The organism is Ottowia sp. VDI28, assembly GCF_049532675.1.
Classification (GTDB): domain Bacteria; phylum Pseudomonadota; class Gammaproteobacteria; order Burkholderiales; family Burkholderiaceae_C; genus Ottowia.
Genome location: NZ_CP149820.1, coordinates 3,114,774 through 3,128,644, shown reverse-complemented (window position 1 = coordinate 3,128,644; position 13,871 = coordinate 3,114,774). Strand labels below are relative to the sequence as shown.

Genomic DNA, 13,871 nt, shown 5'->3' with positions numbered 1-13,871 from the left:
TTGACTGCTACGAGGAGCGAACCACATGCGCATCACCCCTTCCCGCGTGACGGCCTTGGCGGCGGCCACCGCCACGACCGCCTTGTCCGTGTTGCTGCATGCACAGCCCGCTCAGGCCGCGGACCCCGCCACGGCCACCGCACGAAACACCTTTCAGATTCCCGCAGGTCCGCTCGGCCCCGCGTTGATGGCTTTCGCCGCGCAGGCCGGCGTCAATCTCAGCGTGGATCTCACCGCGCTCAAAGGCCTGAATACTTCCGGCCTGTCTGGCGCGCATTCCATCGACAATGGCTTCGCGCGCTTGCTCGACGGGTCCGGGTTCAGGGTTCGCAGCGCGGGTACCGGCAACTATGCGCTGGAGAAAGTGCCGGCAATTCCGCAGCTCACAGAGCCCAGGCCCGCCGCGCTCGCACCAGTTGAGCAGCAGGAGGCTCCGGAGCTGGCAACAGTCACCGTCATCGGGCGCACGCAAAACAACCTCGTCGCGCCCTCACGCCAAGTCAGCATTCTTGAGGGAGAAGAAGTCCAGCAGCTCCGGCAAGGCTCGGACAGCGTCGCCACCATGCTCAGCAAGGTGGTTCCGGGGATGGCCGATTCCAGCCACACCATCACGGACTACGGGCAGACCTTGCGCGGCCGGAACATGCTGGTGCTGGTCGATGGCATCCCCCTGAACACCAACCGCGATTCCTCCAGGAATCTGGCCAATATCAATCCAGCAGACATAGAGCAAATCGAAGTCCTGCGCGGCAGCAGCGCCATCTACGGCAGCGGAGCGGCTGGCGGCATCATCTCCATTCGCACCAAGCGCCCCTCGGGAGAAACCAAGGCCGAAACCACGGTCACAGGCTCCGCACCGCTGTCCAAGCTCACGGGAGCGGGGCTCGGCGGCGAGGTGCAGCACTATCTCTCTGGCGGCGGCGAGGTGATCGACTACTCGGTCAGCCTCGGCGGCAAGCACGCCGGTGGTTCGTTTGATGCCAAGGGAAACCGGATCGCACCGGAGCCCAGCCAGGGAGACCTGTTCGACTCCGATATCTATAACGCTTCGGCCAAGGTCGGGTTCAAGCTGGATGCGAACCAGCGCCTGCAGCTCTCCGCCAGCCACTACAACGCCAGCCAGGACACGGACTATGCATCCGATCCATCCGTGGGCAAGCTACCGGCAGGCACTGCCGCGGCAAGGCCCTCAAGGGCCTGGTGCTGGCCGATCAGAACCAGATCAAGAACACCATGCTGGGGCTGGATTATGAAAACCGAGATATCGGTGGCAGCCAGCTCGCTGCACAGCTTTACTACCGCGATTTCTATACGCGCTTCGCCCCTTTTGATGCGCGCGCTGTCGCGGTCCGCGGAGCGAACGTGGATCAGGCCATGCAAAACTCCAAGGTGTTCGGGGGGCGCGTGACCGTCAAAACGCCCTTGGGACAAGACAAGAAAACCTTGCTCATCTGGGGTACGGACTTCAATCAGGAGCGCACCGACATGCCTATCGATATTTTCGATCCGGCAGCCTATGACGCGAGCGGAGGCCTCGTATTCAACAAGATTGGCCGCCTGACCTACATGCCACAGGTCACGACCCGCAGCATCGGCGCTTTTGCCCAGTTGCAGCACAAATTCAATGACCAGTGGTCCGTGGAAGGCGGCGCGCGCTACGATCGGGCCGAGGCCAGCTTCAGCGATTTCACGCCGCTCTCGCAATCCAGGATGGCCAATCCGCAGTCCGTGGCGGGAGGCACGATCAAGTACGGTTCGCCCACCTACAACCTGGGCGCGGTTTTCTCGCCAATCAAGGGACAGGAGCTCTACGCGTCCTACAGCCAGGGCTTCGAGCTGCCGGATATCGGCGTGGTCGTGCGCAACGCGACATCAGGTTTCAATCTCGGCAACTCGAACCTGCAAGCGGTCAAGACCAACACCATTGAAATCGGCTGGCGCGGGAAATTCTCCAACGTCATCGCCAACGTGAGCGCCTTTCAGTCGCAGTCCGATCTGGGTGCGGTACAGAGCTTGAACAACGGGCTCAGCCTTTTGCGCACCAAGGAAAAAATCCATGGGATTGAAGGCGGCCTTGATTATTTCAGCCCCGATGACCACTGGAGCGCGGGCGGCAGCTTCACCTGGATGAAGGGGCGTGAGCAGCCGCAGGGAAGCAGCAGCTACCAGGACATGACGGGCTTTCGCATTCCGCCGCTCAAGCTGACCGCCTATGTGGAATACCGGCCCGACGCCCGCTGGAGCCACCGGGTTCAGGTGACGTCCTATGCTTCCAAGGACTATCGTCTGGATGGCAAGACGGGCTTTGGCCGCTACGACACCAAGGGCTACACCACCGTGGATCTGATCAGCCAATGGAAGATCGATGCCAAGAACAAGGTCTCGCTGGGGATCGAAAACCTGTTCAACCGCCACTATTTCCCGCTCTATAGCCAACTGCTTCGAAGCAACAACAATACCAGCCGCCTACCCGCAGCAGGCGCGATGCTGCGAATCAGCTACATCCATACTTGGTAACACCGTGCTCGGCCAACCGGCCGGCCGAGCACGACAACGTGCGGGAACCTACCAAGGCAGCGTGAACGTCTTGCAATTGGTGAAGGACTTGATGGCCTCCTGCACGCCCTCCTTGTAGCCCAACCCTGAGTCCTTGATACCACCGAAAGGCGTCAGCTCGATCCGGTAGCCCGGCACCTCCCATACGTTGACCGTGCCCACCTTGAGTTCACGGGCGAAGCGCGTGGCATCTTCCAGCCGGTTGGTGCAAATGCCCGAAGAAAGACCGAAGGCCGTGCCATTGGAAATGGCAATGGCCTCGTCGATACTTCCGAACGTCAGGATAGGAGAGATCGGGCCGAAGGTTTCTTCGCGCACCACGGTCATTTCGTGCCGAACGCCATCCAGCACCGTGGGCGAATAGAGCGCCCCCTCGCGCTGGTTGCCCACCAGCAATCTGGCCCCTTGCGCCACAGCCTCGTTCACGATCTCCTGAAAGCGGCGCGCCGCCGCTTCATCGATCACCGTGCCCATGTCATTGTTTTTGTCCATCGGATCGCCGTATTTCCACGCCTTGGTTTTGGCGACCACGAGTTCCGTGAACTCGGCGGCGACTTTCTGATGCACCAGCATCCGCTTGACGGCCGTGCAGCGCTGGCCGGAATTCTTGTATGAGCCTTGAACGGCAAGATCGCTGGCCTTGTTCAGATCTGCATCGTCCATCACGATCAGCGGATCATTGCCCCCGAGCTCCAGCACAATGCGCCGGTAGCCCGCCTTGGAAGCGATGTACTTGCCGATAGGCACACCACCGGTGAAGGTGATCAAATCGACATGCCGGTTCGTGAGCAATTCGTCGGCGATCTCGCGAGGGTCTCCGGTCACCACCTGCAGCATCTCCGGCGGCAGGCCCGCTTCGTACAGCAGGTCCGCGAAGTAATAAGCCGACAGCGGCACCTTCTCGGAGGGCTTGAGCACCATGCGGTTGTTGGTGGCCACGGCCGGGACCACTTTGTGCGCCACCTGGTTCATGGGGTGGTTGAAGGGCGTGATGGCGGTAATGACGCCCAACAACGGCTCGCGCGTGGTGATCACCTTGCGGCTCTTGCCATGCGGCGTGAGATCGCAAGAGAAAACCTGGCCGTCGTCGCGCAAGGCCTCGTTGGCGCCGAAGTTCAACACATCGGCGACACGGCCGATTTCATAGATGCTGTCCTTCTTTGACAGGCCGGACTCGCTGGTGATGAGCGTCGAAGCCTCTTCGGTGCGCTCGCGCAGCAAGGCTGCGGCGCGATTGAGGATGGCCGAGCGTTCATAGCGCGAGAGCTTGGGCACGTAGGCCTGAGCAATATCGAAGGCACGGCGGACATCGTCCAGGCTGGCCACAGGAGCCGTGCCGACACGCTCCCCTGTATAGGGGTTGCGCACGTCGATGGCGCGCGCCGTACGCAGTTTCTCCCGGCCGATGCGCAGGGCTTCGGCGCGGAACTCGATGCATTCCAGAACGGTGCTCATGCTGCCTCCTTCAGTGCGGTGCCGATGAAATTCCTTCCTCTTGCGCCCGTGAGCGCGAACGCGACCATCTGTTCGGCCTGTTCGTCCGTCACCCCGTAATCGACAAAGCGGGTCTTCACTCCCAGGCGCTCGATGAATGCCGCCAAACGCTCGGGCGCCCCGGCCAACGGCCCCAAGGCTTGTGCCAGCACCGCATCGCGCCGAGCGTTGCGGCCGATGGCGCGCTCCAGCACCATGGGCAAGGGAAAGGAGCATGCAATACCGTGCGGCAAGCCGTAGCGCAGTGTCATCTCATACGAGATGGAATGAGCCAGGGCCGTGCGGGTATTGGAAAACGCCATGCCAGCCTTGAGCGCAGCCAGCGCCATCCGGCCCCGCAACGCCACGTCGTCCAGCTTCTCCATCAGGCGGGGCAAGGTGTCCAGGATGTCGTGCACCGCCGCCACCGCGAACGTGTCTGACACCGGATTGGCGTTCACATTCCAGATGGACTCCAGTGCGTGCGACAACGCGTCCAACCCGCTCTGCAACGTGACCGAGGCTGGCAATGAAAGCATCAGCTCCGGATCCAGGAGAGCCACCTCCGGCCAGGTTTCAGGCAAATGGAGCGAATATTTCTTCTGGGCCTCTCGGTCCCAGATCGTGGCCCACGGGGTCACTTCGCTGCCCGTGCCCGCGGTCGTGGGCACGGCAATCAATGATTTGACCTGTGCAGGCCGGAAAGCGCGGCCCGCCGCCAGCGCTGAAACCAGTTCGCCAAAGCTTCCGGATTCCGTGCCCACCATGAGCGCTTTCGCCGTATCGATGGCGCTGCCGCCGCCGATGGCAATGAGGGCTTCCGGGCCCTCAGGCGTTCGCCAGAAGCTCTCGTAGAGCCCACGGAGCTCGGCCACGTCAGGGTTCGGCCGCACGTCATCGATCACGCCGGCCAGGAGACCACCCAGCAACTGCTCGACCTTGCCCACCAAGCCCAGCTGGCGCGCTTCAGGGAACGTCACCACCACGGCCCTTCGGCCATTCAGCAGCCCTGGCAAAGACGACAAGGCCCCTGCCCCGTAAACACTGCGTACGGGATTGAAGTATTCGTGAGACATGTGGAACCTCTAACTTGCTGCAGCGGTGGCGTGGTTCAGCGCCAGATCGAAGACGTCGAAATTGCGTAACCGGCGGCCTGGATCGACCCCTTGCAAGGGGCGGTTGAACAGCAAGGGCACCTTTTGCTCGGAAATGCCGCCGTGCGAGCGCAGGGGAACCGTCAGGCCGCTCAAGTCGTGCCTGGACGCGCTGGTGCCCAGCACCGTCAAATGGTCGGCGACCACGATCAGGTCTCCGATGCGGTCTGGCGCCAGCTCGAAACGGCGAGCGGCCTCTTCTCGCGTCACGACCAGCTCAACACCGGGCAATGCACCCAGCACCTGGTTGACCTGCTCGCGCGGCACGCTGTTCACATAAATGGTGGCAAAGGACCCCAATGCGCCGTGATGGACCACATAAGGATCGGTGATCGGCAGGATCACGCGGGTACTTCCCTCCCCAAACTGGGCGTCCAGTACCTGCTGCAGATACAGCACGCGCGGGTTGCCGGCCGCATCGGTCTTCGGGCTCATGCCATGGTCGGCCGTCAGCCCGATGACCGCGCCCAACGCATCGAGCCGGGCCAGGTAGCCGTCCATCATCGTGTAGAAGGCATTGGCTTCCGGTGTGCCGGGGGCGCACTTGTGCTGCACGTAGTCGGTGGTGGACAGGTACATCAGATCCGGGCGCCGCGTCTCTAGCAGGCGGACACCCGCCGCGAAGACGAACTCGCTGAGATCGGCGCTGTAGACGGAGGGTACCGGCTTGCCCACCAGCTCCAGCACCTTGTCGATTCCGCACTCGGCCACGGTGGCCTTGTCGGCCTTCTCGGCAGAGAAGCAGATGCCCCGCAGGCCATGCCCGAGCATGGTGCGCAGCTTGTCCTTGGCCGTCACGGCGGCCACCAGAGCACCCTCTTGCCCGAAAGCCGCCAGCAGCGTGGGCGCGCGCAGGAACTCCGGGTCGTTCATCATGACCTCCCGGTCGGCGGCCACATCGTAGAAGTAGTTGCCGCAGATGCCGTGCACGGAAGGAGGCACGCCGGTCACGATCGACACGTTGTTGGGGTTCGTGAAACTGGGCACCACGCAATCCCCCATGAGCGAGCTACCTTGCGCCAGCATGCGCTTCAGATACGGCGCCGCGCCAGCCTCGATGGCCTGGGTGATGTAGTCTGGCTCACAGCCATCAACGCATACCACCACCACCGGCGCCCGGGGTTTGGCATAGTGCCGTCCATTGGCCTGAACGGTTTCGGCTTGGGAAATCATCAACGAGCTCCTTTTTGAATCCAGGCACGCAGCCGGGTCGATACGTAGTCGGCGATCATCACCATCACGATGATCACGAGAATGCAAGTGGCGGTGTCCTGGTACTGGAAGAGCTTCATGCTGCCCACCAGCTCAAAGCCGATGCCGCCGGCGCCCACCATGCCGAGCACAGTGGCCTGGCGCAAATTGGTTTCAAAGCGGTAGAGCACCACGGCGATCCAGGCGGTGATCACCTGCGGCAGCACGCCGAATATGACGGTCTGGATCGGGCCGGCCCCGGTGGAGCGCAGTGCTTCGATCGGCCCCTGGTCAATCTCCTCGATGGATTCGGAGAAGAACTTGCCCAGCATGCCGGCGCCGTGCACGGCCAGAGCCAGCACACCCGGGAACGGACCGAGACCGACCGCCGCCACGAACACCAGCGCCAGAATGATCTCGTTGATGCCGCGCGTCACGTTGAACACCTGCCGCGTGAACTGGTAGACCACCATGTTGGGGGTCAGGTTGCGCGCTGCAAAGAAGCAGACAGGCACCGCCAGGATCACTGCCAGCAAGGTCCCCCACAGGGCGATCTGCACCGTCTCTATGGCCGGCGTCACCAGTTTGTTGATGAAGGCCCAGTTGGGCGGCATCATCCGCGAAAGGAAGTCACCGATCCACGGCAAGCCCTTGGCCAGTTCGCCGAAACTGACTTGAGCGCCAGCGGCAGCCCACCAGAAAAGCGCCAGAATGGCCGCTCCGATGGCGATGCGAGGCCACCAGCCGAAGTTCCCGCTCGGCTTGGCGAGCAGCAGCGTGTAGGAACCAGCGTTCATGGTCAAGCCTCCTCCAGCTCAAGGTGGCGCAGCACGGGCGCCGGAGCCGTGGCTACGGGTGAGGCATTGCGCGGCCGGCCCTCGTCAAGCCCCGGATAGATCCGGTGCAATGCGTGGTCGGTCAGTTGATCCGGCCCTCCTTCAAAAACAATCTGCCCGCCCGAAACACCGACGATGCGCTCACCGAACTCCCGGGCATAGTCGATCTGGTGCAGGTTGCACACCACCGTGATGCCGAGCTCGCGGCTGGCCTGCTTGAGGTAGTTCAGCACGGTGCGCGAGGTCTTCGGATCGAGGCTGGCCACGGGTTCGTCGGCCAGGATGATCTTGGGCTGCTGAGCCAGCGCGCGGGCGATGCCCACGCGCTGCTTCTGGCCGCCGGAGAGGGTATCGGTCCGCAGCTCGGCCTTGTGCTCCAACTCGACGCGCCGCAAACACTCCCTGGCGATCTCGATATCCTTGTTAGGGAAAATCTGCAACCATGAGAGCACCGAGGGCATGGAGCCCATGCGGCCCGTAAGCACGTTCTTCTGCACCGACAGGCGAGGCACCACGTTGTAGTGCTGGAAAATCATCGCGACCTGGCAGCGCAGCTTGCGTAAGCTGGCGGCATCGGATCGGGCCAGTTGGCCATCGATATGGACTTCACCGCTGGTCGGCTCGGCGAGCCGGTTGAGACAACGAAGCAGCGTGGACTTACCAGCGCCCGAGGGCCCCAGTACCACCAGGAACTCGCCCTGCTTCACATCCAGATCGATGCCCTTGAGCGCATCGAATGCGCCGTAGCGCTTGGTCAGGCCACGGATCTTGATCACTTCATCGCCTTCAGGTCGAGCTTCAGAATCGTGGCCGTTTCACGGATCACGTCGTAGGCTTTGTCATTGGTAGGATGAAAGCCGTTGAGCATGCCCTGGTCAGACCAGGGGATGTCTTTCACATCCATGAAGGCCGCCTGCACGCGTTTCTTGAGTTCAGGATCGAGGTCCTTGCGCCACACCGTGGGCGACTCCGGAATCGGGTCTGACTTCCAGACCACGACCAGGTCCTCGCGCTTGGCCAGCCCTTTGGCGATGGCGGCATCAAGGATGCGGTCGGCGATCGTCACCGCATCCACCTTTTTGTTCTGTACCGCCACGGCATTCGAGTCATGCGAGCCGGAGAAGATGACACGGCCAAAATCCTTGTCCGGATTGAAACCAGCCTTGATCAGACCGGCCTTGGGGAAAAGGTGGCCGGACGTGGAGGTGGGATCGACGAAAGCGAATGTCTTGCCCTTCAGGTCGGCAACGGTCTTGATGCCGCTGTCCTTGTGGGCCACCACGAGCGAATGGTAGAAAGTGCGGCCGGCCTTCTTGGTCTCGGCCACGGCAAAGGCCTCGATGGGAGCGACCGTGGCGCCCATCACGTATGAGAACGGGCCCAGGTAGGCCACGTCGAGGCGCTTGGAGCGCAGCGCTTCGATCACCCCGTTGTAATCGGCAGCGACGAAGGGTTTGACGGGCATGCCCAGCGACTTCGACAGCATGTCCATCATCGCCTGGCTGTTGGCGATCATGGCGCGGGAGTCTTCAGAGGGAATCAAACCGACCGAGAGCACGTTCGCGGCATGCGCGGACGTGCTGCCCAGACCGGCCATCGGGGCGCCTATCGCAGCGGATGCGTAGGCAAGAAGGGAACGACGCGAGAGATTCATGGGGGTCTCCAATTGCGGAACTAAGGAACCGTCACTTCTTTCGCGCCACATGAAGGTCCGTGGCGCGTAGGTGGACTTTCGTCTCTGCAGCCACATTTAGCCAATACAAGTTTTTTGACCCAAGCATTGAAAAAATCTATAGTTTGACCGGGATAACACTAAGAACATTTCAAGGCCGGTTTCATGCGCTTGACACAATTGCGATCCTTCCACGCCGTGGCCACCACGGGCAGCTTCACTGGCGCCGCGCAGAGCCTGCACGTGAGCCAACCCACGGTGACCACGCAGGTCGGCCAACTGGAGGAGCTTTACAAAGTGGAGCTCTTTCACCGCACCGGCCGTCGTGTGCGCGCCACTGAAATGGGGGAGCGCCTGCTGCACCTTTCACGGCAGATCTTCAGCCTGGAGGCGGAGGCGTTGCAATTGCTGCGCGAATCGGGTGAGCTCCGCACGGGCCACTTGCGCGTAGCGGCGGTGGGGCCTTCACATGTGACGAAAATGCTCTCGGCCTTCCATCAGCGGTACCCGGGCATCAAGGTCTCCGTGAGCACAGGCAATTCGCAGGACGTCCTGGACCGGCTGCTGGACTACAGCGCCGATGTGGGGGTCATGGCACAGGTAGCGCGCGACAAGCGCTTTGTGTCCGTGCCCTACAGCGATCACCCAGTGATCATCTTCTGCTCCGCCGAGCATCGGTTCGCGCGGCGGCGCAGCATCAGCATCTCGGAACTCGAGGGCGAGAAACTCATTCTTCGAGAGGTCGGCTCGACCACGCGCAAGGCCATCGAGTCCGCCTTGAAGGCAGCCAAGGTCACGCCCGAAGTGGTTATGGAAGTCGGCAGCCGTGAAATCATCCGGGAGGCGGTCGCCCTGAACGTCGGCGTGGCTGCCGTCTCCGAAGTGGAATATGTTCCCGGGCCTGGCCTACGGGCTGTGCGGCTGGACAATGCACCGGTGCGCACGTATGCGCACATGGTCTGCCTCGCCGAGCGTCGCGATACGCGCATGGTCAGGGCGTTTTTCGAGGTCGTGGGAAAAGAATCGTAGCGCCCTGCCTTGCGGGCCTTAGCTGGTTTAGCAAAGGATCGCTGCCACACTCTCCCCGATCGCCAGGCTACTCGTGAGCCCTGGCGATTCGATGCCGAAAAGGTTGACCAGCCCAGGCACGCCATGCTCGCCAGGGCCCTGGATCACGAAATCAGCCACCGGCTCGCCAGGGCCGCTGATCTTGGGGCGCATGCCCGCATAGCCAGCCTGCAGCGCACCGTCGGCCAGGCCCGGCCAGTATTTGCGCACTTCGGCGTAAAAGGCTTCGCCCCGCGCGGGGTCCACCTGCAGATCGTCCGCTGCTTCCACCCATTGCACATCAGGGCCGAACTTGGCCTGCCCGCCAAGATCGAGCGTGAGATGCACGCCCAGGCCTCCCGCCTCGGGCACGGGATAAATCAGCCGCGAGAATGGCGCCTTACCTCCCAAGGTGAAATAGTTGCCCTTGGCGAACCAGGGCTTAGGCACATGGCGCGCATCGAGCCCCGCGAAGCGCCGTGCCAGCGCCGGAGCCTCCAGCCCTGCCGCGTTGACAAGGTGGTGCGCGGCCAGTTCTGTGCCGTCCGCCATGGTCAGGACCATGGCATCACGGCCCGCCGCAGCGCCAAGCCGGACTTCAGACAGCTCAGAGTGAAGCGCGAGCAGACCGCCGGCTTGCTCGGCATCGCCTAGCAGACTCAGCATAAGCGCGTGACTGTCCACGATGCCGGTAGAAGGTGAATGCAAGGCTGCCACGCACTCGAGCGCAGGCTCCATGGCGCGCGCCTCGTCACGCGTCAGCAGCGCCAGATCATGCACGCCGTTGGCAGCGGCACGCTCACGGATGAGTTGCAGCGAGGGCCGCTCGGCCTCGCTGGTCGCCACGATCAGCTTGCCGCAGCGGCGGAGCGCGACACCACGCTCTTCGCAATAGGCATAGAGCAACTCCTTGCCTCGCACACAGAGCCCCGCCTTCAAGGAGCCGGGCTCGTAATAGATGCCGGCATGGATCACCTCGCTGTTGCGGGAACTCGTACCCGTACCGATGGCACCGGCCGCCTCCAGGATCAGCACTTCCCGGCCACTTTTCGCCAACGCGCGCGCTACGGCAAGCCCCACCACGCCAGCTCCCACGACAACTGTATCCACCTGGTCCATCAAGCACCTCTTTTCTGGCAATTTAACCTAGAAACGGCAGTTGAACGCGCTTGCCAGTGCTGTGATCGGTGAGCGCTGCCGAAGTAGCCAATGCCGGTATTCATGGCGCCTTTATGAAGATCGCAAGCAGTCAACTGCCGTTTCCAGGTTTAACCCAGTTATGCTCAGCGGATGCGTTATGTCGTCATAGGAACGAGCGGCTCTGGTAAATCCACCTTTTCCAGGTCACTCGCTGAAGCGATAAGAGGCCAGTACATCGAGCTGGACCGGTTGCACTGGGCGCCCCACTGGACTGAACGCCCTGATAGCGAATTTGCCGAGGCAGTGGCCTCCAATACCGAGGGAAATACATGGGTGGTGGATGGTAACTACGCCGTGGTGCGCGACATCGTCTGGCCTCGTGCCACGCATGTGGTGTGGCTGAACTTCAGCCGCCTGGTAGTCTTCTCCCGGGTGTTCCGAAGAACACTGCGCCGCTCCCTTCGCAGAGAAATCCTTTGGCACGGCAACAGAGAGTCGTTCGTACGCTCATTCTTCACCAAGGATTCGATCATCCTCTGGTCGTTCTCCACCTATCGGAAGAACCAGCTCAAATACCGCGCTGTCCGCGAAAGTGGCGCGTTCGATCACCTGCAATGGCACGAGCTTCGCACGCCAACCGAAGCCTCGCACTTTCTTCAGGCTGTGGCGGATAAAGCCCCTTAATCCCAATGCTGTCATGGCCTGCGAGCAACCCAGCCCTTGAAGGTGAACGCACTATAGAAAAGCTCTCTGTCCGCAAAGCCGGCCTCGCCGAGCAGATCAGCATCCTGCTGGGGGAAAGCACCGGCAGCCGTTCTTTGATGGCCGTGATGCTGCCTTCGGCCTGCGCCACAGGCACGCCAGAAGCAACCGCGAATGCTGCATTGCGCGCGAGCCATCTGTCCCCGACAGGATCTTCGCTGGGAAAGCTGTGATGCGCGACGACAATGGATGCACCGGGCTTGAGCCGCCAGTGGATTTCCTTCAAAGTTTCGAGGCGTTCGGCAGGCGACATAAAGTGCAGCGTCAAAAGACAGGCCGCACCATCGAAAGGGCCACTGGGCGCACTGTCGATATAGCCTTCGTGCAGGCGCACGCGAGGCGCCATGGGCCCGAGGGTCGTGCGGGCCAAGTCGAGCATCTCTTTGGAAGGGTCTACACCGTCGAAGTGCCAGCCGGGTTGCATTCCGGCGAAAGCTTTCAGCTCCAGCCCACCACCGGCGCCCAGTACCAGGACGCGCGCGTCGGCAGGCGCGCGTTCGGCCAGGAGCACGCCCGCCATCCGGTGCAGGTCCCGAAGGCCCGGTACGATCTTCGCCGCCCTCTCGGCATAGCCTGATACAGCCATCGGACCGGAAAACGGACTCATCAGACACTGCCCTCCGCTTGCAAGGCGGGAATAGTCTCGGGCCAAAGCAGAGAGCGGTGAACCTGGGCTCCTGCCATGGCACCGCTGCCCACGGCCAGCGACACCGAATGAGGTGCCCGCGCGACGTCACCGCAGGCAAATACACCAGTCACCGAGGTCTTGCTCTCGGCATCGGTGCGAACCTGGATGCCCATGGGTGTCTCTTCCTGCGCGCAGCCCATCGCTTCCGCCAGAGAGTTGGAAGGAGAAGTGCGCGTCGCCGTGAAGAGGCCTGCAAACCGAAGCAGGCGCCCGTCGGCCATTATCACGTCGGCATGTCCCTCTATTCTGTCGATGGGTACCTCCTCGATCGTCACGCTCCGCCGCTCCAAGGAATGTCTGTCCTCTTGCCTCAGTTCGATCGCACCGTTGACGAGCAAGGTCACCTCGCCCCAATCAGTGAGTAATTCAGCTTGGTGGAGGGACATCTGGCTAGCGCCGACGATGCCGATGCGGCCCTGCCCGAGCTCGTAGCCATGGCAGTAGGGGCAGTGGAAGATCGCCTTGCCCCAACGCTCGGCGAGGCCCTTGACGGCAGGCAACTGATCGGCCACGCCTGTGGCAAGCAGGATCCGGCGGCCTCGGTACGACCCTCCGTCGGATGTCGTGACGGTGAATTCATCCACCTGCCCTGCAACGGCTTCGGCTCGACTCTCCAGCCAAGAGAGCGTCGGGTACGCTTCGAGCTGGCGGCGCGCGTTCGATGCGATTTCGCCGGGGGGCACGCCATCCTGACCGAGAAATCCGTGCGAATGGCTGGTGAAGCGGTTGCGCCGCTCGCCCCCATCGATCACCAGCACGGCCCGCCGTGCCCGCACCAGTTGCAGAGCCGCAGCCATCCCTGCATAGCTCCCTCCGATGATGATGACGTCATAGTCCATGATCAACTCCTTTTGTGTCGCACTGCCGCATGCCGGCGCGCAAAGTCAGCGGCCAGATCGGCGAGGGTGATTTCCGAGAATCGCTTCAACAGCAGCGCCTCGGCTTCGGCAAGGGTATCTTCGAGCGCGGCGTTCACCGCCTGCTCAACCAGGCACTCCGGTGTCTCGTTGCGGTTGCCGACGGCAAACATGGCCGGCTCGCCCAGCGCTTCATGCAACTGGCGGAGGGTGACGGAGCCGAGGTCGGCATGGATGCGCCATCCACCCGCGTGGCCTCGGTCCGAAGTCACGATGCCGGCCTCTCGCAGATACCCCATGGTGCGCCGAACGACGACGGGATTGGTGCCCAGACACTGGGCCAAGGTTTCGGAGGTCATCGGTCCATCCTGCTCGGCCATGTGCAGCAGCGCATGCAGGACAGACGAGAGGCGGCTGTCGCGTTTCATGTAACTAATGATGTTCCATTTAAAGCCATCTGTCAAGACAGGGCTGCGATGAACACATCTCGAACCT

General features: G+C 62.3%; 11 protein-coding genes and 2 pseudogenes. 3 read left to right on the top strand and 10 right to left on the bottom strand.

Annotated features, from left to right (window positions below):
• Nucleotides 1-25 precede the first annotated feature (25 nt).
• Nucleotides 26-2,517, top strand: a pseudogene (locus WJU18_RS14860) (TonB-dependent siderophore receptor).
• A gap of 48 nt (nt 2,518-2,565) precedes the next feature.
• Here WJU18_RS14860 and phnY read toward each other — a convergent pair.
• Genes phnY through phnD form a run of 6 tightly spaced genes read right to left on the bottom strand, consistent with a single transcriptional unit; the run spans nt 2,566 to nt 8,864 of the window.
• On the bottom strand, nt 2,566-4,011 hold the full coding sequence (gene phnY / locus WJU18_RS14855) for a phosphonoacetaldehyde dehydrogenase (RefSeq protein ID WP_423460782.1): 1,446 nt from the start codon (nt 4,009-4,011) through the stop codon (nt 2,566-2,568).
• Nucleotides 4,008-5,105: an iron-containing alcohol dehydrogenase PsrA gene (psrA, locus tag WJU18_RS14850; protein ID WP_423460781.1), complete on the bottom strand. Its 1,098-nt coding sequence runs from the start codon at nt 5,103-5,105 to the stop codon at nt 4,008-4,010. The genes phnY and psrA overlap by 4 nt, the downstream gene beginning before the upstream one ends.
• A gap of 9 nt (nt 5,106-5,114) precedes the next feature.
• Complete coding sequence (phnA, locus tag WJU18_RS14845; RefSeq protein WP_423460780.1) at nt 5,115-6,356, bottom strand: phosphonoacetate hydrolase; 1,242 nt, start codon at nt 6,354-6,356, stop codon at nt 5,115-5,117.
• Nucleotides 6,356-7,171 (bottom strand): phosphonate ABC transporter, permease protein PhnE, encoded by an 816-nt coding sequence (gene phnE / locus WJU18_RS14840; protein ID WP_423460779.1) that lies wholly within the window; start codon nt 7,169-7,171, stop codon nt 6,356-6,358. Before phnE ends, phnA begins: the two co-directional genes overlap by 1 nt.
• 2 nt (nt 7,172-7,173) lie before the next feature.
• A complete protein-coding gene (phnC, locus tag WJU18_RS14835; RefSeq protein WP_423460778.1) occupies nt 7,174-7,986 on the bottom strand; it encodes a phosphonate ABC transporter ATP-binding protein in 813 nt (270 codons plus the stop codon).
• The gene (phnD, locus tag WJU18_RS14830; protein WP_423460777.1) at nt 7,983-8,864 is read right to left on the bottom strand and encodes a phosphonate ABC transporter substrate-binding protein; all 882 of its coding nucleotides are present in this window, start codon (nt 8,862-8,864) and stop codon (nt 7,983-7,985) included. The genes phnC and phnD overlap by 4 nt, the downstream gene beginning before the upstream one ends.
• 183 nt (nt 8,865-9,047) lie before the next feature.
• Between phnD and WJU18_RS14825 the strand changes: the two genes are divergently transcribed.
• A complete protein-coding gene (locus tag WJU18_RS14825; protein WP_423460776.1) occupies nt 9,048-9,911 on the top strand; it encodes a LysR substrate-binding domain-containing protein in 864 nt (287 codons plus the stop codon).
• 27 nt (nt 9,912-9,938) lie between these two features.
• Here the strand turns inward: WJU18_RS14825 and WJU18_RS14820 are convergent, their stop codons facing one another.
• Nucleotides 9,939-11,048: an NAD(P)/FAD-dependent oxidoreductase gene (locus WJU18_RS14820; protein WP_423460775.1), complete on the bottom strand. Its 1,110-nt coding sequence runs from the start codon at nt 11,046-11,048 to the stop codon at nt 9,939-9,941.
• A gap of 171 nt (nt 11,049-11,219) precedes the next feature.
• Here WJU18_RS14820 and WJU18_RS14815 point away from each other — a divergent pair, with 171 nt between their 5' ends.
• Nucleotides 11,220-11,753 carry a toxin gene (locus WJU18_RS14815; RefSeq protein WP_423460774.1) on the top strand — a complete coding sequence of 178 codons (534 nt, stop codon included), beginning with the start codon at nt 11,220-11,222 and terminating at the stop codon, nt 11,751-11,753.
• 11 nt (nt 11,754-11,764) lie between these two features.
• Here WJU18_RS14815 and WJU18_RS14810 read toward each other — a convergent pair.
• From WJU18_RS14810 to WJU18_RS14800, 3 genes and pseudogenes are all read right to left on the bottom strand, one after another.
• A pseudogene (locus WJU18_RS14810) lies at nt 11,765-12,438 on the bottom strand (class I SAM-dependent methyltransferase).
• The gene (locus WJU18_RS14805) at nt 12,438-13,358 is read right to left on the bottom strand and encodes an NAD(P)/FAD-dependent oxidoreductase (protein WP_423460773.1); all 921 of its coding nucleotides are present in this window, start codon (nt 13,356-13,358) and stop codon (nt 12,438-12,440) included. The pseudogene WJU18_RS14810 and the gene WJU18_RS14805 overlap by 1 nt, the downstream one beginning before the upstream one ends.
• A 2-nt stretch (nt 13,359-13,360) precedes the next feature.
• Nucleotides 13,361-13,804 (bottom strand): Rrf2 family transcriptional regulator, encoded by a 444-nt coding sequence (locus WJU18_RS14800; protein WP_423460772.1) that lies wholly within the window; start codon nt 13,802-13,804, stop codon nt 13,361-13,363.
• Nucleotides 13,805-13,871: the final 67 nt, after the last annotated feature.